The following is a 17,406-nucleotide window of genomic DNA, read 5'->3' as shown; positions in this document are numbered from 1 at the left end:
GGCCGGACGTCGTGGAGGCCGGCCCGCCGCCCCGACGTCGGGGTCGCCTCCACGACGGCCGGGGCGCCGGTCAGACGCGTGCGAGTCGGAGCGTCACCAGCTCGAACGGGCGCAGCCGCAGGCTGATCCGGGCCCCGTCGCGCGACGGGGACGCGGCGTCCGTGAGCGGCCGCTCCAGCAGGTCCGTCACGGTGACCTCGCCGACCTCGAACCCGGCCGTCAGCGTGACCTTCGTGCGGCCGCCGCGGGACTCGTGGAAACGGACGACCACATCGCCGCTGCCGTCGTCGGCGAGCTTGACCGCCGTCACGACGACCGCGTCCTGATCGACGGTGACCAGCGGCGCGACCTCGCGCGCACCGCTCACCCGCCGCTCCGGCAGGTTGATCCGCCAGCCCTCGCGCACCGCGTCACCGATGGCGGCGCCGGGTACGAGCGCGTGCCGGAAGCGGTGCACGCCCTGGTCGGTCTCGGGGTCGGGGAAGCGCGGGGCGCGCAGCAGCGAGACGCGCACGGTGGTGGTCGTACCGGAGTCGCTGTCCCGCACGGCGCGGGTGACGTCGTGGCCGTACGTCGAGTCGTTGACCAGGGCGACGCCCCATCCCGGTTCCTCGATGTGCACGAAGCGGTGGTTGCACGCCTCGAACTTCGCCGACTCCCATGAGGTGTTGGTGTGCGTGGGCCGGTGGAAGTGCCCGAACTGGGTCTCGGACGCGTACCGTTCGGCGTGCACGTCGAGCGGGAAGGCGAGCTTCAGGAACTTCTCGGTCTCCTGCCAGTCCACCTCGGTGTCGATGCCGAGCCGCCGCTCCCCCGGGGCCAGCGACAGCACCTGGGTGACCCGGGACGCCCCGAACGACCGTACGATCCGGACCGACGCGCCGTCCTCGGCGGGCGCGACCTCGTCCACGTCGACCAGGTCGGTGACCGTGTTGCGGTAGCACTCGTCGACGTCCCAGGCGTCCCACATGTTCGGGAAGTCGGGGTGGATCTGGAGCAGGTTGGCGGCCCGACCGGGCGCGACCGTCTCGCGCTCCGCCTCCAGGTCGTACGCCGAGACCACGAGTCCCCGCTCGTCGATCTCCACGCGCAGCAGGCCGTTGTCGAGGGCGTGGCCTCCGCCGGTACGCGGAGTGAGTCCCACCTCCCCGTCGACGCGCGGGGCGGCGGCGCCGCCCGCCGGGACCCCGTCCCTGCCGTGCGGAGCCGAGTTGAACACCAGCGCCGTCGCCCCGTCGCCGGCCAGCGCGTGCTGGGCGGCGTCGATGACGGCGTTCAGCTCCTCGGCGACCCGCTCGTAGGTCCGGCGGGCCTCCCTGTGGACCCAGGCGATGGAGGAACCGGGCAGGATGTCGTGGAACTGATGGAGCAGCACGGTCTTCCAGAGCCGGTCCAACTCCTCGTACGGGTAGGGGAATCCGGTGCGCACGGCGGCCGTCGCCGCCCAGAGCTCGGCCTCCCGCAGGAGGTGCTCGCTGCGCCGGTTGCCCTGCTTGGTCTTCGCCTGGCTGGTGAGGGTGGCGCGGTGCAGCTCCAGATACAGCTCGCCGACCCACACGGGCGCGTCGGGGTATTCGGCCTCGGCCTTGCGGAAGAAGTCCTCGGGGGTCTCCCACACCACGGTCGCCGACCCTTCGAGGTCACGCAGCCGGGCCGCCTTGGCGATCATCTCGCGCGTGGTACCGCCCCCTCCGTCACCCCAGCCGGTGGGGGCGAGGGAGTGCCGGGCGACACCCTTGTCCTTGAAGTTGTTCGCCGCGTGGGCGATCTCGCTGCCCTTCATCGAGCAGTTGTAGGTGTCGACGGGCGGGAAGTGCGTGAAGATCCGGGTGCCGTCGATGCCCTCCCACCGGAAGGTGTGGTGGGGGAACTTGTTGGTCTGCGACCACGAGATCTTCTGTGTCAGCAGCCACTTGGAGCCGGCGGCCTTGATGATCTGCGGAAGTCCGGCGGCGAAGCCGAAGGTGTCGGGCAGCCAGGCCTCGTCGTTCTCGACACCGAACTCGTCGAGGAAGAAGCGCTTGCCGTGCACGAACTGACGGGCCATCGCCTCCGAGCCCGGCATGTTGGTGTCCGACTCGACCCACATGCCTCCGGCGGGCACGAACCGCCCGTCGGCCACCGCCTTCTTCACCCGGGCCCACACCTCGGGCCGGTGGTCCCTCACCCAGGCCCACTGCTGGGCCTGGGACATGGCGAAGACGAAGTCGGGCTCGTCCTCGAGGAGGGCCGTCATGTTGGACGTGGTCCGGGCCACCTTGCGGACGGTCTCGCGCAGCGGCCACAGCCAGGCGGAGTCGATGTGCGCGTGCCCGACGGCGCTGATCCGGTGGGCCGACGGCACGGCGGGCGCCGCCAGGACGTCCCGGAGCTGTGAACGCGCCGCGTCCGCCGTGCTGTTGACGGCTTGCAGGTCCACCGCGTCCAGCGCCCGCTCCACCGCGCGCAGGATGTCCCAGCGCCGCGCGGACTCCACCGGCAGCTCGGCCATCAGCTCGCCGAGGACCTCCAGGTCGTTGACGAGCTGCCACACGGTCTCGTCGAAGACGGCGAGGTCCATCCGCTCCAGCCGGTACTGCGGCTCGCTGCCCGCCGTCTCCTTGTCTCCCAGCCGGGTGGGCAGGAAGGGGTGGTAGTCGAGGATCACCGGGTTGGAGGCGGCCTCGATGTGCAGGCGGACGCGTTCGCCGCCCTCGACCGGGTCGCCGATCCGCACCCACTGGTTGCGCGGGTTGAGGCCCTTCACCGGGGTGCCGTCGGGCCGGTAGACGAGTCCCTCGCACTGGAAGCCGGGCATGTTCTCGTCGAAGCCGAGGTCGAACAGGGCCTCCACCGTCCGGCCGGCCCATGCCTCGGGGACGGTCCCGGTCACCCGGAACCAGCTGGTGCCCCACGGAGCACCCCAGCGCGCGCCCACCTCGATCGGTTCCGGCGCGGCGGCGAGGCCTTCGTCGACCGGGACGGGCTCGCCCGGCGCGTTCCACACCGCCACCTCCAGCGGCACGGACTCGGGGTACACGGCCGGACGGATGCGTTCGTCCAGGACGCGCTTGAGGCGGGCTTCGACCAGCGTGCGGTCGTCATGCATGTGAGTGCTCCGTGGGGTGAGGGTGCGGGCTACCAGGTGTGGGTGGTCGTCGCGGGGGTCGAGACGGTGAACAGCTCCCCCACCGACCGCAGTTCGAAGCGCGCGGCCGCCTCGCCCTGCTCGGGGGCGAGACCGCCGACGTGGAAGGCGCGCTGGCAGGTCCCGCCGAGGAAGCGGCGCGTGCCGTCGGGAAGGATCCGGTACAGCTCGTAGTGGCGTACGGCTGACGCTGCTTCCTCGCCGGCCGGGCCGGGGGCGGCCTGCCAGGCGAGGCGCAGACTGCCGCCGTCGGCGTCGGTGACCCGCAGGCCGGTGGGCGCGTCGGGGGTCACGACCGCGTCCCGGACGGCGAGTCCGCCGAGCCGCCAGCGCACCGGGGCTCCGGCCCCGGTCAGCCGGACGCCGAGGGCCCGGACGGTCCCCGACAGCCCGGTGAGCGGCACGGTGGAGGTCTGCCAGTCGTTGCCCGACGTCAGCGGGAAGTAGGCGTACGGGGGCGCCCCGCCGGCCGCGTCCGGTTCGGCCGTGGCGACGGCGAGTTCCAGGGACGCGTCGCCGGTGTCGGTGCGGTGGGTGAGCTCGACGACCGTGTCCGGGCCGAGCGGGAGGCGCGTCGCGTACAGGTCCAGGGTGGCCGGCGCGTCGAGGTCGCCGGAGACCAGCAGGCTGCTGCCGCCGCGCCAGGCGTCCGCGAAGTCGAAGGCCACCGTGGGGCGTCGGCCGGTGGTGCGGACCACCCAGCGGCGGGAGGGCAGCCGGTCCTGGAGCCCGAGGTGGTTCCAGGCGGCGTCGGAGATCGCGCTGCCGTCCTCGTACCACTTCAGGCCGTGGCCGGTGTTGAAGACGGTCGCGAACGGGAGGGCGGTGACCGTGGAGCGGTCGGCGACGGAGACGGCGGGCGCCCGCCATCGCGCCGTCGGGTCGGGTCGCGCGGGGTCGAGGGAGGCGCCGGTCCAGAACGCGTCGTCGGCGGCGTGGAAGTCGCCGGGTGTGCGGCTCGCGGGAAGGTGGTTGCGAGTCCATTCGGGCCGGTAGAAGCCGATGGAGGTGACGTGTGCCGTGGTCGTCGGCACGGTGGCGTCCCAGTTCACGGAGGCGTTCGTGCCGTTCGCCTCGACGTCTACTCCGGCCCACAACTCGTACCGGTCGCGGCTGAGTTGCCGGGCGGTCGTCCCGGAGGAGGCGAGGCTGCTGCGGGACCAGCGGAAGTCGAGGAACATGGAGTCGGCGGCCTGGAAGAACGTCTTGTTCTGGTTGTTCAACGCCCCCTGCCAGCTCACCGTGCCGTTCACGGTCATCGAGTCGTACCAGGTGACGCGCTGCCCCTCGGCCGCGCCGAGTGCCTTCAGCTCGCGCAGGAAGCCGAGCATGTCGGCGGCGAGCGCGGCGTTCCCGCCGCCGGTCTCGGCGTTGATGAACCAGCCGTCGAAGCCGTACGCGGCGGCGACCGCGACGAGTCGCGCGGCCAGGGGGAAGTGCCCCGCGGAGTCCTTCTGGACCAGGTCGCGGGTCCACCGCAGCTGGCCGCCGTAGGCGACGGGCGGCAGGAACACATTGCCGAGGACGGGTACGCCGTGGCGGTGGGCGGCGTCCACGATCGGCGCGTTGGGCGCGAGGATCAGTCCCTCGCCCGACGAGCCTCCCCAGAAGACGAGTTCGTCGACGTACGCCCAGTGGGTGAGCGCGTAGTAGTCGGCGGTGGCCGCCCCCTGCGCGGGGTTGCCCGACGTGGGTCCGAAGGAGACGAGGGACTGGACGCGGGCCTGGCCGGAGCGGGCCGTGGTGTTCGCGGGCACCGGGGTGAAGCGGGCGGCGAGCGGCACGGTGGCGGCGTTGAAGGCCAGGTCCGTGTCGCCCTCGGCGCTCCATTCCTTCAGGCTGCGCCAGGTGATACCGGTGCCGGGGGTGCCCGAGGGCAGCGAGTCGGGGTACCAGTAGGAGGCGTACGGCTGGAGGTCGCGGCCGGCGGCCGCGGCCGTGCCCGGCAGGCCGGGGAGGAGTCCGGCGGCGGCGCCGGCTCCGGCGAGCAGGACGGTGCGTCTGCTGAGGTTCACGGTGTGCTCCGTATCGTTGGGGGACGGGCTACGGTGCTGGGATCAAGCGGTGACCTGACCCGGTGTGACGACCTCGGTGATGCCGCGGGCGGCGAGATGTTCCCGGTCGGCGGCGCGGCTCGCGAGGACAGTGGTGGGGCGGACCCCGTCGGCGGTCAGCCGGGCGAAGGCCTCGAAGACGGGTCCGCCCGGCGCGCAGACCGAACGACCGGGCGCTGTGTCGACGGCCAGCGCGGTGGTGCGCGCGGCGGGTGCGCCGGTACGGCCCTCCTTGACGATCCTCGCGATGGCCTCCCCGGCGGGTTTGGTCCGCCGGTCGCTCGTCAACAGGCCGAGGCTGTATTCGAGTTCGGGGAAGTCGGCGAGGTCGCGGCTGACGTCGTGCGAGCACCACCAGGTCACGCCCCACAGGTCGGGACAGTCCAGGGCGGCCGCGACGGTCGCCTCGGTGAAGGCGGCCGCGTGCTCGGCGGGGATCAGCGGGGCAGGGGCGCCGACCTCCTGGAGCCAGACCGGCCGGTGCGGGTCGTCGGCCCAGGCTTTGGACAGCTCGATCAGGTAGGCGGCGTGATGCTCGGTGGCGACGCCGGTACGGCCGTGACGCTGTGCCGTGCCGTTGAACACCCACGAGTGCACGGCCGTCATCGCGCCGAGCCGGGCCGAGTGACCGGGTGTGAAGGGCTGGTCGTCCTGGTACCAGGCGGCGTCGTACGAGGCGTGCAGATGTGTCCTGCCCGGGGCCCCCTCCTCGCAGGCGGCCAGCAGGCACCGCAGCCACGCCTCGGCCTGGCCGGCGGTGACACGGTCCGGGTCGGGGTGCGGGCCGGCCGCGAACTGGTTGACCTCGTTGCCGATCGTCATGCCGATGAAGTTCGGCCGGTCGGCGAGGGCCGCGGCCAGGGTGCGCAGGTACTCCGCCTCCCCGTCGACCACGTCCGGGTCGGTGAAGATGTTCCGCCGGTGCCAGGTCCGCGTCCAGGCCGGCAGGAAGTCGAAGCTCGACAGGTGTCCTTGCAGGCCGTCCACGTTGACGTCGAGTCCCCGCTCTCCGGCCGCGTCGGCGAGCGCGACGAGCTGCTCGACGGCCCGCGGGCGGATCAGCGTCCGGTTGGGCTGGAAGTAGGGCCACAGCGGGAAGACCCGGATGTGGTCCAGGCCGAGCGCGGCGACGGAGTCGAGATCGGCCCGTACGGAGTCCAGGTCGAAGTCGAGCCAGTGGTGGAACCACCCGGCACTCGGGGTGTAGTTGACGCCGAAGCGCACGGCAGGAGGCATGCGGGATCCTCGCGAATCGGAAGGACGGGAGTGCGGAGGTACGGGAGCGGAGGTACGGAGCGGAGGTGCGGGAGTGCCGAGGTGCGGAGCTCCGGAGGTGCGGGCGCGGCGGCGAAAGGCCCCTCGGCCGTCAGCCCTTCACCGCTCCCTCGCCCACACCCCTGAAGAAGTACCGCTGGAGACAGGCGAAGAGGGCGATCAGGGGGGCCACGGCGATGACCGTGCCCGCGGCCACGAGCCGTTCGTCGTTGGCGAAGGTGCCGTGCAGATAGTTGAGTCCGATGGTCAGGGTGAACTTCGACGGATCGCTGAGCACGATGAGCGGCCACAGGAAGTCGTCCCAGGCGCCCATGAAGGCGAAGATCGCGACGACGGCGAGGGTGCCCTTCACCGAGGGCAGCGCGATCCGCAGGAACCGCTGCCAGACGTCGGCCCCGTCGACGAAGGCCGCCTCCTCGATCTCGTAGGGGAGGTTCAGGAAGGCGTTGCGCATCAGCAGCACGTTCATCGCGCCGACGCAGCCGGGCAGGACGACCCCGATCAAGGTGTTGTTCAGACCGAGCTCCCGCATGGTCGTGAACTGGGCGATGATGACGCCTTCGACCGGCACCAGCATGGCGAGGATGAAGACCAGGGTGGCCACGCGCCGCCCCCGGTAGCGCAGTCGGGCCAGGGCGTAGCCCGCGAGTGCCGAACCGACGCAGTTGGTGACGACGTTGGCGCCGGCGACCTTGATCGAGTTGAGGGCGTAGTCCCACACCGGGATGGTGTCGGCGACCCGCTGGTAGTTGTGCAGGGTCGGTTCGGCGGGGAGGAACCTCGGCGGCGAGCTGAAGATGTCCTCGGTCGGTCCTTTGAGCGAGGTGGACAGCTGCCACAGGAACGGGCCCACGGTGAGAGCGAGGACGGCGAGCAACAGCAGGTAGCGCAGGGCGAGTTCCCAGGCGCGGACGCGGCGTCCGTGTTCGTCGGTGACACGGCGGCGGGGCGTGCGCTCCGCCGCCGGTCGCCGGTCGGCGGGACGCACCTTCTCCGGCACGCTCACGCGTCCTCCTTCCGGTCGGCGCGCAGCACGAGCAGCATGAGCGCGACGGTGACGACGAAGACGACGACCGAGATGGCGGACGCGTAGCCGACCCGGCCGGTCAGTCCGGTGCCGGTGCGCTGGACGAGCATGACGAGGGTGGTGTCCTCGCCCGCCGGACCGCCGTCCGGGCCCGCCATCAGGTACACCTCGGAGAACACCTTGAAGGCGGCGACCGAGGAGAGCGCGGCGACCAGCACCATGGTGGAGCGGACGGCGGGCACGGTGACCGTGAGGAAGCGGCGCACCGCGCCCGCGCCGTCCACCGAGGCGGCTTCGTGCAGTTCGCGCGGCACGTTGGCGAGCGCGGCCAGGTAAATGATCATGTAGTAGCCGAGGCCCTTCCAGACCGTGACGGCCATGGCGCTGAGCAGGAGCAGCCACTGGTCGCTGAGGAAGCCGACCTTGCCCACTCCGATCGCCTCCAGCAGCGAGTTCACCAGCCCGCGTTCGTCCAGGAGCCATACCCAGATGAGCCCGACCACGACGATCGACGCGACGACCGGGGTGTAGAAGGCCGACCGGAAGAAGGTGATGCCGGGGATGTTCTTCTGGACCAGGAGAGCGAGCAGCAGCGGCAGGAGCACGAGCGCGGGGACGACCCCGAGGACGTACAGCGTGCTGTTGCGCAGCGCGGTCCAGAACATCTCGTCGTGCAGCAGCTCCCGGAAGTTGGCGAGGCCCACGAACTCGCCGGGGATCAGGGTGCGACGGTCGGTGAAAGAGTTGATCACCGTCGAGACGAACGGATACAGGATGAAGACACCCACGACCAGGAGGCCGGGTGCGGCGAACAGCCAGGGGCTGATGGCCAGTTGCCGCCGCACCCGGGTCTCGGGCCGCCGGACCCGGTCGCCGGGCCGCCGCCCCGGGGAAGGAGACCTGGACTCCCTCGCGAGGGGCCGGGGTTCCCGCACGGTGCCGGAGGATCGCGCCATGTCCGCTCAGCCCTGCTGCCGTAGCAGTGTGTCGCAGGCCTTGACAGCGTTGTCAAGCGCTGTCTTGGGGCTCTTCTTGCCCTGGAGCGCCTTGGCGACCTCGTTGCGCAGTGCCGTCTTCATCTGCTCGCTGAACAGGACCGGCGTGTAATTGACCGCGTTCTTCAGCGACTTGGCGGCGGCGATCCGCACCCGCGTCTCGTCGGTGCCGTCCTCCTCGGTGAAGTACGGGTCGTCCAGGGATCCCGCCGTGCTCGGGAAGATCGCGACCTTCTTGGCGAAGGACATCTGGTTCCGCGCGTCGGTGACGTAGTGCGCGAACGCGACGGCGGCCGGGGTGCGCTTGGTGCGCGCGTTGACCATCACGCCCATCACGTACATGTTCACCTTGCCGGTGCTGGTGATCTGGTCCGTGATGCCGATGTTCTTGTAGAGGTTCGGCGCCTGCTTCTTGAAGTTGCCGAGGTCCAGGGCGCTGCCCGGGTTCATGGCGACGGCGCCGGTCAGGAACTTCTTGCCGGACGACTCCGGGGTGGCGGTCAGCGCCTGCGTGTCGAGCGCCTTGGCGTCGTACAACTCCTTGTACTTGGTGAGGAGTTCGACCCCCTTGGCGTCGTTGAAGGAGAACGCGGTGCCCTCCTTGTTCATCAGCTCGACGCCATAGCGGCCGAAGTCCTCGATGGTGGGCACGTTGGCGAGGGTGGCGACCTTGCCGTCGCTCTTCTTCGCCAGGCGCAGCGCGTCCGCGAAGAGTTCGTCGTACGTCGTCGGCGGCTCGGTCGCGTCGAGGCCGGCCTCCTCGAAGAGCGACTTGTTGTAGAAGAGCGGGCCGGTGTTCAGGTACCAGGGGAAGGCGTACGTGCCGGTCATGCCCGGCACCTGGTGACCGGCCCAGGCGCCGTCCAGGTACTCCTTCTTGTACTGGCCCGCGGACTTGTCGAGGTCGAGCGCGAGGCCCGCCTTGGCGAGCGGCGCGACAAGGTCGGGCGAGACGTTGACGACATCGGGCAGGGTGCCGCCCGCCGCGTCCGCGCTGATCTTGTCGGCGTAGCCCTCGGCCGGCTGGTCGATCCACTTCACGTGGGTGCCGGGGTACTTCTTCTCGAAGTCCGCGATCACACCCTCGAAGTACGGCTTGAAGTTGGCCCTCAGGTTCCAGGTCTGGAAGGTGATGTCGCCCTCGACCTTGCCGGAGGCGTCCGTCGAGCCGCCGTCGTCGCCGGAGCCGCAGGCACTCAGCGGCAGGACGAGGGCGACGGCGGCGGCGACTAGTGCTCTGCGGGGTATGGGCACGGTGACACGGCTCCCTTGCGGCGTCGGCAGTTGGTGGCGCCAGCGACCATGCCCGGGGTACTTCAAAGAAGTCAATGGATTCGAACGGACTAAATGAATCCGCAGAACATTAGTGCAGGTCAGAGCATTGACAGCAGCGACTTGCACACGATCACTAATGCGCTTTAGGCTGCGATCACTCAAGCGCATTAGTGTGCAGCATCAAGAAATGGGGAGCCACCATGCCGGCCAAGCGGTCCCCCGCGCGCCGCCCGACGATGAAGGACATCGCGCGCCGCGCCGGAGTCTCCGAGAGCGCGGTCTCCTTCGCGCTCAACGACCGGCCCGGCGTCTCCGAGGTCACCCGCGACCGGGTCCGCCGGGTTGCCGAACAGCTCGGATGGCGGCCCAGCACGGCGGCGCGCCAGCTGTCCGGCGAAGGCGCGGCCACCGTCGGCCTGGTGGTGGCACGCCCCGCCGACACCCTGGGCGTGGACTCGTTCTTCCTTCAGCTGATCTCCGGAATCCAGGAAGTGCTGGCGGAGCGTCATCTCGGTCTGCTCTTCCAGGTGGTCGAGGACGTGGACGCCGAGTGCGCGGTCTACCGGCGCTGGTGGGCGGAGCACCGCGTGGACGGTGTACTCGTCGTCGACCCGCGCGTCGACGACCCGCGTCCGGGCCTCCTCGACGAGCTGGGTCTGCCCGCCGTGGTGATCGGCGGGGCGCCGGACGCCCGGCATCCGGGACTGTCCACGGTCTGGGCGGACGACGCGGGCGCGATGGCCTCGGTCGTCGACGAGCTGTACGCCCTCGGCCACCGCCGGATCGTGCACATCGCGGGTCTGCCGGGGCTCGCCCACACCGAGCGGCGCATCCGGACGCTGCGCGCGGAGGCGGAGCGGCGGGGCCTGGCCGAGGTGCGCTCGGTCACCACGGACTACTCGGACGCCGAGGGCGCCGCGGTCACCCGCCGCGTGCTGGAGAGCGCCGTCCCGCCGAGCGCCCTGGTCTACGACAACGACATGATGGCCCTCGCCGGCGTGGCCGCGGCGACGGAGCTGGGCTTCACCGTCCCGGGTGACGTGTCCGTGGTCGCCTGGGAGGACTCCCCGCTGTGCCGCATGGTCAGGCCGTGGCTGTCGGCGCTCTCCCGGGACACGGTCCAGTTCGGCCGAACGGCGGCCCAGGAACTGACCGCGCTCCTGGACGGCGGGCCGGCCCGGACGGTGCGGGTGCCGGTGCCCCGGCTCATCGAGCGCGAGAGCACGGGGCCCTGCGGGGCGTGAGTGGGTCCCGCGTCGGGGCTCCGGCGACCGATCCGGCAACTCCACCGGCCGTGAACGGGGCGTTCCCGAGCGGAGGACCGGGCGATGGGGTCAGGTTCGCTTTCGATCCGTCGGCCGTCGCCCCTGCCGGTCCCGTCGGCCGTCGCCCCTGCCGGTCCCGTCGGCCGTCACGCCGGTCCTCTCCACGGTCGTCCCGCCCTGGCGGGACCGGACGGTCCCACGCGCGACGGCGGCCCTCGCGGGCACCTCGGCCGGTGCGCCACTCGACGCCCGCGAGGGCCGGGCGAAAGGTCCGGGGCCGCGGACTCTCGACGCGGCGCCCCACCTCCGGGCAGAGTGCTCCTCGTAACTACTCGCCAGTACGCCAGTCGTGAGGAGCGCCCGTGACCACCTGGGTCGGCCGGACCGCCACCGAGATCGCCGCAGCCGTACGCGAGAAGCGGGTGACCCCCCGAGAGGTGGTGGCCGAACACCTCGCGCGGATCGAACGGCTCGACGGCCGCGTCGGCGCCTTCCGCACGGTCCGCGCCGAGGCAGCCCTCGCGGAGGCCGACGCGCTGGCGACCGGGGATCTCGGCCGACTCCCCCTCGCGGGCGTGCCGGTGGCGGTCAAGGACAACCTCGCGGTGCGCGGCGAGTCGAACCGCAACGGATCCGCCGCGACCGCGGACACGCCCGCCGACGAGGACCACGTCACGGTGGCCCGGCTGCGTGCGGCGGGCGCCGTCGTGGTGGGACTGACGAACGTGCCCGAGCTCTGTGTCTTCGGCACCACGGATGGCGTGTTCGGCAACGCCCGCAACCCCTGGGACCTGTCCCGCACGGCGGGCGGATCCTCGGGCGGCAGCGCGGCCGCGGTCGCCGCCCGGATGGTGCCGATCGCGCTCGGCAACGACGGGATGGGCTCGCTGCGCATCCCCGCCGCCAACTGCGGTCTGGTCACCCTGAAGCCGGGCCATGGCGTGGTCCCGGCCGGGATCGGTCACGGCGACTGGTTCGGCATGTCCGAGAACGGCCCGCTCGCCACGACGGTCGAGGACGTCCGGCTGCTGTTCTCCCTCCTCGCGGACACCGAGCCGGCACCTCCCGCGGAGCCCGTCACCCGCAGGATCGCCGTCTCGGTGCGCAGTCCGCTGGCCGGTGTCCGCGTCACCGGGCCGTATACGAGAGCGGCCCGGGAGGCCGCCGCCCTGCTGGCCGAGGCGGGTCACCAGGTGCGCTCCGCGAACCCGCCGTATCCGCTCTGGCTGAGCACGACCTCTCTCGCGCACTGGACGGCTGGCACCGCGGTGGACGCCGAGGATCTCGACCCGCGCAGACTGGCCCGGCGCACCCGGGTGCACGCCGCGGTCGGACGCCGCTTCGTGACCGGGGTGCGCAAGGGGGCCCGCCGCGAGCAACTGCGCGGCCGCCTGGCGCCGTTCTTCGCGGAGCACGACGTGCTGCTCACCCCGGCGCTCGCCCGGCGCAGTCCCGCCTCGGCCGACTGGCACAAGCGGGGCTGGCTGCGCAATCTTCTGGCCAACACCAACTACTCGCCGATGACGCCGCCGTGGAACCTCACCGGCTGGCCCGCGATGTCGGTCCCGTTCGGGACACTGCCGAACGGCGCCCCCTGCGCCGTGCAACTCGTCGGCCTGCCCGGCTCCGAGGCGGCGCTGCTCGACGTGGCCGGACAGCTCGAGGTGCTGCACCCGTGGCGGCGTACCGCACCGCTCGGCTGAAGGGTGTTGCGGTCCTGGGCTGCGGGGCGCGGCTCGGTCACAGCGCGCGGTACATGATGTGCAGACCCACCGGCCCGTGCCGGGCGTGCTCGTAGGCGTCCGGGACGGTGCCGAGAACGGTGAAGCCGAGCGAAGTCCACAGCCCGACAGCGGGGTTGGTCTCCACGACCGCGTTGAACACCATGCTCCGATAGCCGTCGGCCTTCGCGCGGGCGAGGACGTGCTCGGCGAGGGCGCGGCCGATGCCCCGTCCGCCGTGGTCCGGGTCGACCATGAATCCGGCGTTGGCGACCCGGGCGGCGGGACCGCCGTAGTTCGCGGTGACATAGGCGGAGGCGACGACGGCGCCGGTGTCGTCCTCGGCGACGTACACGCGCTTGCCCGGGCCCGTCCACAGGGCGCGGGCGGCCTCCTCGGAGGTGTCCGGATCCCAGGCGTAGGTCTCCCGGGCGGCGACGATCCGGTGCCAGAAAGGCCAGATCCGCGGCCAGTCGTCGGCCGCGGCTTCTCTGATCAGCATGGGCGCGAGTCTGGCACGCCCATGCCGTCAGCGATCGCGATGGACCCTGGCGTCGATCAGTCGACGCTGGGCAGGATGTGGGGCTCGGCGAGGTCGTCCTCGTAGCCCGCGAGGCGGATGGGGGCGGACCTGGCCCACACGTCCAGGCTGCCGAGCTTGGTGTCGGTCCCACCGCCCGAGCGCTCCGTGTGTTCCTTGGGGCGCTGATCGCGATTCGTCTTCTCTGGTGTCACCGCGCACTCCTTATGTGTCGGGTAACCCTCGGGACATACAGCACGGTACGCGCCGCTCACCTGACGTCCGCTCGGGTCTGAGTCGAATCAGTTAGGGACGCGGTGGCGCCGGTAACTCGTAAGAGAGCGAGCCGTTGTAGCCGGCTTGTCCCGGGACGGACCGTGGGTGTGGGTGGACCCCAGTAAGGCTGTCCGTCGGCTACAGAGTAACCAAATGAGCAGGCCCCTGCTCGATGGGGCTGAAAACTTGAGGTTACTGTCACACGTCATCCAGGACTCATCAGGCCTCGATCTGCGGCGATTTGAAACATGATGCCCGCTTCGCTACCACCCATTCGGCTCAAAACCGACCCTGGGCGTGGGTGTCGGCACCGGCCCACGGGTAAGCCTGAAGTCACCGTCGGCCCACGGCGACTCACGCAGCCGGCACCGAAGACGGCACGCGGTTCAGGTCCTGTTGGCCGGTTCGCAAGGAGGCCATGCTCTGCCGGCGCCCGGCAACGGCCTTTCCCGCGGGAGGACTGACGCATGGAGCTGCGCAGCGTCGAGGAGCTGATGGACCTGCTGCACGCGTGCCGGGGCGCCCGGGACACCCCGGACCTCTCCGGCTCCCGGCTTCGCTCGAGCGGGGGGACTCGCGTCGGCGACCCCGTCGATCTGCACGAACACGCACTGCAGACCGCCGCGCTGCTGCGGCGGGGCCGTCCCAGCGACAAGGAGCTCCAGGTCGCGGGCCTGGTCCACGACGTAGGGCATCTGCTCAGGCCGGGGGACGACGCCGGGCACGCCGACCACGCGGCCGACGCGGTACGGCCACTGCTCGGCGAGCGGGTCTCCCGCCTCGTACGCCTGCATGTGGCGGCGAAGCGCTATCTGGCGGCCACCTCACCGGGCCGCGGCCCGTCCCCGCAGGGCGCGCTCACCCCGACCGGGCAGGGGGACGCGATGACCCCGCGCGAGGCGTCCGCGTTCGAGCGCGACCCGCTGGCCGAGGACGCGGTGACCCTGCGGCAGGCGGACGACGCGGCCAGGGTCGTCGGCCTGGACGCCGGGGTCATGTGAGGACTGGCGCACGGTGCTGGAGTTGGTGGCGGAACGTTCCGCGCGCCTCGGGGCCGTGGACTGACGACGGCCGCGCCGCCCGTTCAAGGCCCCCTCGCCGACCCCGAGCCGCCGCGCCCGGGGCCCTCGTTGCCGGGCCCTCGCCTCCGCGCCCGCAAAGGACCGCCGCACAGGACCGCCGGACAGGACCGCCGCGCGGGAGAGCCGCCCACGGCGCTCGCCGTCCTGCCCACCGGACGGCGAGCCGTCGCCGCCGGGGGCTGTCGGCTGACGGTCCGTCATGAGACGGTACGCGGATGATGTCGCCGTACACGCTCGAGGGCAGGGCCGCCATCGTCACCGGGGCCTCGCGCGGGATCGGTCTCGCCGTCGCCGAGGCGCTCGCCGGAGCGGGCGCGCGGGTGTGCGTGAGCGCGCGCGATCCGGACGCGGTGCGGCGCGCGGCCGAGCGGGTCGGCGGCATCGGGCTCGCGGGTTCCGTCGCCGACGGGGCGCATCTCACGGAGCTCACCGCGCTGACGCTCGGCACGTTCGGTCGCGTCGACATCGTGGTCAACAACGCGGCGACCAACCAGCCCTACGGCCCCCTCATGGACGCCGACCCGGAGCGCTGGCGCGACGCGTTCACCGTCAACGTCGAGGCCCCGCTGCGGCTGGTGCAGTGCGCGTGGCGGGCCTGGATGAGCGAGCACGGCGGGGCCGTGGTGAACGTCTGCACGGAGGGCGCCGGACACGTCGGGCCGCAGGTCGGCGCGTACGGCACGAGCAAGGCCGCCCTGCTCCATCTGACCCGGCAACTGGCCGGGGAGCTGGCCCCGAAGGTACGGGTCAACTCGGTCTCCCCCGGCCTCGTCCGCACCGAGATGGCCCGCTTCGTGTGGGAGCACTCCGAGAAGGAGCTGGGCGCCGGGCTCCCGCTCGGCCGTATCGGGCGGCCCGAGGACGTCGCCCGTGCCGTGACCTGGCTGGCGTCCGACGCGGCCGAGTGGATCACCGGGGCCGATCTGCTGGTCGACGGGGGTACACGAGTGCGGGCGGCGTACGCGGGCTCCCCCGCCCACGCCGTCCACGAACGCCTCCGGACACGGACGCCCGACGGGTGAGGCCCCTGGACTTCGGCCGGTTCGAGGCCTCGGGGTGGTACGAGACCACGGGCAGTACGAGCGCTCGGGGCGGTACGAGCGCTCGTACGCCGGCGGAAGCACCGCCGTGGCGCCCGCGGTGACGACCGCCCACGGGCGTGGTCACCGCTTGCGGGCGCCACGGGCATGGGCACCGCTTGCGGGCGCCCGCCGTCGCCTCCACGTCGCGGCGCCCGCCCCGGTCACCACTTGCCGGGCGCGTAGTCCTTCAGGAAGACGCCGTACAGGTCCTCGCCCAGTTCGCCGCGGACGATCGGGTCGTACACACGGGCCGCGCCGTCGACGAGGTCGAGCGGGGCGTGGAAGCCCTCGTCGGCCAGGCGCAGCTTGTCGTAGTGCGGGCGCTCGTCCGTGATCCAGCCGGTGTCGACCGAGGTCATCAGGATGCCGTCGGTCTGGAACATCTCCTGGGCGCTGGTGCGCGTCACCATGTTCATGGCGGCCTTCGCCGCGTTCGTGTTCGGGTGGCCCGCGCCCTTGTAGCCGCGGCCGAACACACCCTCCATCGCCGACACGTTGACGATGTACGCGCGCTGGGCGGGCGCCTTGCGCGCGGCCTCCGCCATCAAGGTCCGCAACTTGCTGATCAGGATGAACGGCGCTGTGTAGTTGCACAACTGGGTCTCGAGGAGCTCCACCGGGGAGATCTGCTCGATGGTCTGCACCCAGGTGTTGCTGTCGACCACGTCGGGGACCAGGCCGCCCGCGTCGATGGCCGTGCCGTCGAGGTGCCGGGCGACGCTGGCGTTGCCCGCGACCAGCGCGAGGTCGGCGACCTTCTGCGCGTCGATGCCGCTGGTGCCCAGGGGCAGCGCCGCCAGACCGTCGACGGCTCCGGAGTTGAAGGCGCCGATGACGTGGCTGGCGGGCAGTTCACCGGCCGGCAGCGGGGCGCTCTCGCCGTCGACGAGCGCGGCGTAGGCGGAGGGCAGGCGCCGCACCGTCTGTGTCGCGTTGTTGATCAGGATGTCGAGCGGGCCCTGTTCGGCGACCCGGTCGGCCAGGGCCACGGCCTGGGCGGGGTCGCGCAGGTCGATGCCGACGACCTCCAGGCGGTGCATCCAGTCCGCCGAGTCGTCCATGGCCTTGAAGCGGCGGATGGCGTCCTTCGGGAAGCGCGTGGTGATGGTGGTGTGGGCACCGTCACGCAGCAGCCGCAGCGCGATGTACATGCCGATCTTGGCGCGGCCGCCGGTGAGCAGCGCCCGCTTGCCGGTGAGGTCGGCGCGGGCGTCGCGGCGGGAGCGGTTCAGGGCGGCGCAGTCCTGGCAGAGCTGGTGGTAGAAGTAGTCGACCTCGACGTAGCGGGCCTTGCAGGTGTAGCAGGAGCGCGGGCGCTGGAGTATCCCCGCGATCCTTCCCTCCTCCGTCACCGACGACGGAAGGAGACCCTCCGTCTCGTCGTCGATGCGCTGGGCGGAACCGGTCGCGGTGGACTCTGTGACCATCTTGTCGTGGGCCGTCTTGGCGGCGCGGCGCTCCTGGCGGCGGCGCTGCTTCACGGACCGGTAGATGCCCGCGGTGGCGCGGCGCACGGTGATGGCGTCGGGGTGGTCGACGTCGATCTTCTCGAGTTCGTCGAGCACGCTGAGGCAGACGGCCAGCCGCTCGGGGTCGATACCGGGACCGAACGCGACGTCGGCCGCCTCTGTCGTGTCCACGGCGGGGGTCGCCCGGCCGTCCTCTGTCACCGTCATCGCTGCTGCCGTTCCTCGGGTTGTGCGCCGC

The 17,406-nt window shown here is 71.8% G+C and carries 13 protein-coding genes; 4 read left to right on the top strand and 9 right to left on the bottom strand.

The genetic code is table 11. The features are described 5' to 3' along the window. Positions 1 to 70: 70 nt before the first annotated feature. From OG788_RS37200 to OG788_RS37175, 6 genes are all read right to left on the bottom strand, one after another. A complete protein-coding gene (locus OG788_RS37200; protein WP_406375389.1) occupies positions 71 to 3,088 on the bottom strand; it encodes an alpha-mannosidase in 3,018 nt (1,005 codons plus the stop codon). A gap of 29 nt (positions 3,089 to 3,117) precedes the next feature. Beyond that, positions 3,118 to 5,142: an endo-beta-N-acetylglucosaminidase gene (locus OG788_RS37195; protein ID WP_406375388.1), complete on the bottom strand. Its 2,025-nt coding sequence runs from the start codon at positions 5,140 to 5,142 to the stop codon at positions 3,118 to 3,120. Between the two features lie 42 nt (positions 5,143 to 5,184). Beyond that, positions 5,185 to 6,417, bottom strand: coding sequence for a glycosyl hydrolase (locus OG788_RS37190; RefSeq protein WP_406375387.1), 1,233 nt, complete (start codon positions 6,415 to 6,417; stop codon positions 5,185 to 5,187). Positions 6,418 to 6,547: 130 nt separating this feature from the next. Beyond that, positions 6,548 to 7,462: a carbohydrate ABC transporter permease gene (locus OG788_RS37185; RefSeq protein ID WP_406375386.1), complete on the bottom strand. Its 915-nt coding sequence runs from the start codon at positions 7,460 to 7,462 to the stop codon at positions 6,548 to 6,550. Next, positions 7,459 to 8,439 (bottom strand): carbohydrate ABC transporter permease, encoded by a 981-nt coding sequence (locus tag OG788_RS37180; protein WP_406375385.1) that lies wholly within the window; start codon positions 8,437 to 8,439, stop codon positions 7,459 to 7,461. Before OG788_RS37180 ends, OG788_RS37185 begins: the two co-directional genes overlap by 4 nt. Before the next feature lie 6 nt (positions 8,440 to 8,445). After that, positions 8,446 to 9,732, bottom strand: a complete 1,287-nt coding sequence (locus OG788_RS37175) for an ABC transporter substrate-binding protein (protein ID WP_406375384.1) — start codon at positions 9,730 to 9,732, stop codon at positions 8,446 to 8,448. A gap of 221 nt (positions 9,733 to 9,953) precedes the next feature. Here OG788_RS37175 and OG788_RS37170 point away from each other — a divergent pair, with 221 nt between their 5' ends. Then, the gene (locus tag OG788_RS37170) at positions 9,954 to 10,997 is read left to right on the top strand and encodes a LacI family DNA-binding transcriptional regulator (protein ID WP_406375383.1); all 1,044 of its coding nucleotides are present in this window, start codon (positions 9,954 to 9,956) and stop codon (positions 10,995 to 10,997) included. A 383-nt stretch (positions 10,998 to 11,380) separates the two neighbouring features. Beyond that, positions 11,381 to 12,721, top strand: a complete 1,341-nt coding sequence (locus tag OG788_RS37165; protein ID WP_406375382.1) for an amidase — start codon at positions 11,381 to 11,383, stop codon at positions 12,719 to 12,721. A 37-nt stretch (positions 12,722 to 12,758) separates the two neighbouring features. On the opposite strand, the gene OG788_RS37160 is transcribed toward OG788_RS37165, so the two are convergent. Then, positions 12,759 to 13,241: a GNAT family N-acetyltransferase gene (locus OG788_RS37160; protein ID WP_406375381.1), complete on the bottom strand. Its 483-nt coding sequence runs from the start codon at positions 13,239 to 13,241 to the stop codon at positions 12,759 to 12,761. Positions 13,242 to 13,297: 56 nt separating this feature from the next. Beyond that, positions 13,298 to 13,474 carry a hypothetical protein gene (locus OG788_RS37155; RefSeq protein WP_266764192.1) on the bottom strand — a complete coding sequence of 59 codons (177 nt, stop codon included), beginning with the start codon at positions 13,472 to 13,474 and terminating at the stop codon, positions 13,298 to 13,300. A 528-nt stretch (positions 13,475 to 14,002) separates the two neighbouring features. Between OG788_RS37155 and OG788_RS37150 the strand changes: the two genes are divergently transcribed. Together OG788_RS37150 and OG788_RS37145 are read left to right on the top strand one after the other, a co-directional pair. Continuing rightward, positions 14,003 to 14,536: an HD domain-containing protein gene (locus tag OG788_RS37150; RefSeq protein WP_406375380.1), complete on the top strand. Its 534-nt coding sequence runs from the start codon at positions 14,003 to 14,005 to the stop codon at positions 14,534 to 14,536. Between the two features lie 296 nt (positions 14,537 to 14,832). Next, positions 14,833 to 15,639 (top strand): SDR family oxidoreductase, encoded by an 807-nt coding sequence (locus OG788_RS37145; protein ID WP_406375379.1) that lies wholly within the window; start codon positions 14,833 to 14,835, stop codon positions 15,637 to 15,639. A gap of 221 nt (positions 15,640 to 15,860) precedes the next feature. Here OG788_RS37145 and OG788_RS37140 read toward each other — a convergent pair whose 3' ends face one another. Further along, on the bottom strand, positions 15,861 to 17,375 hold the full coding sequence (locus OG788_RS37140) for an SDR family NAD(P)-dependent oxidoreductase (RefSeq protein ID WP_406375378.1): 1,515 nt from the start codon (positions 17,373 to 17,375) through the stop codon (positions 15,861 to 15,863). Between the last annotated feature and the right edge of the window lie 31 nt (positions 17,376 to 17,406).

It is taken from the genome of Streptomyces sp. NBC_00647, assembly GCF_045207245.1.
GTDB lineage: Bacteria > Actinomycetota > Actinomycetes > Streptomycetales > Streptomycetaceae > Streptomyces.
Note: the sequence above shows the minus strand (reverse complement) of the source record. Positions and strands in the feature narration are given on the sequence as shown.

Excerpts from the sequence above, each read along its gene's own strand:
- OG788_RS37200 (WP_406375389.1), bottom strand. The coding sequence starts at position 3,088 with ATGCATGACGACCGCACGCTGGTCGAAGCCCGCCTCAAGCGCGTCCTG.
- OG788_RS37190 (WP_406375387.1), bottom strand. The coding sequence starts at position 6,417 with ATGCCTCCTGCCGTGCGCTTCGGCGTCAACTACACCCCGAGTGCCGGG.
- OG788_RS37180 (WP_406375385.1), bottom strand. The coding sequence starts at position 8,439 with ATGGCGCGATCCTCCGGCACCGTGCGGGAACCCCGGCCCCTCGCGAGG.
- OG788_RS37170 (WP_406375383.1), top strand. The coding sequence starts at position 9,954 with ATGCCGGCCAAGCGGTCCCCCGCGCGCCGCCCGACGATGAAGGACATC.
- OG788_RS37160 (WP_406375381.1), bottom strand. The coding sequence starts at position 13,241 with ATGCTGATCAGAGAAGCCGCGGCCGACGACTGGCCGCGGATCTGGCCT.
- OG788_RS37150 (WP_406375380.1), top strand. The coding sequence starts at position 14,003 with ATGGAGCTGCGCAGCGTCGAGGAGCTGATGGACCTGCTGCACGCGTGC.
- OG788_RS37145 (WP_406375379.1), top strand. The coding sequence starts at position 14,833 with ATGATGTCGCCGTACACGCTCGAGGGCAGGGCCGCCATCGTCACCGGG.
- OG788_RS37140 (WP_406375378.1), bottom strand. The coding sequence starts at position 17,375 with ATGACGGTGACAGAGGACGGCCGGGCGACCCCCGCCGTGGACACGACA.